Origin of the sequence: Streptomyces sp. NRRL S-1022, assembly GCF_000720135.1 — a bacterium.
Taxonomy (GTDB): Bacteria; Actinomycetota; Actinomycetes; order Streptomycetales; family Streptomycetaceae; genus Streptomyces.
This window is the reverse complement of record NZ_JOIU01000227.1, coordinates 1-204: the sequence shown is the minus strand read 5'-3', so window position 1 is coordinate 204 and position 204 is coordinate 1. Positions and strand designations below refer to the sequence as shown.

General features: G+C 67.6%; 1 protein-coding gene. It reads right to left on the bottom strand.

Features of this window, described 5'->3' with window-relative positions:
• Positions 1-204 (bottom strand): acyltransferase domain-containing protein (locus tag IG05_RS43465; protein WP_037816140.1); only part of this gene is annotated, 204 nt, incomplete at both ends.

Below are 204 nucleotides of genomic sequence, written 5' to 3'. Positions count from 1 at the left end.
GCTGCGGGTTTCGTCGTGGTCGCGGCGCAGGAGGGGGATGGTGGTGGTGTCGTCGAGTGTGTCCTGGGTGAGGGCGGTGAGGACGGCGTCGGGGCCGATCTCTACGAAGGTGGTGGTTCCGGCTTCGTGGAGGGAGGTGAGGGCGTCGGTGAAGCGTACGGTGCCGCGGATCTGGTCGGTCCAGTAGTCGGGGGTGCGTAGTTC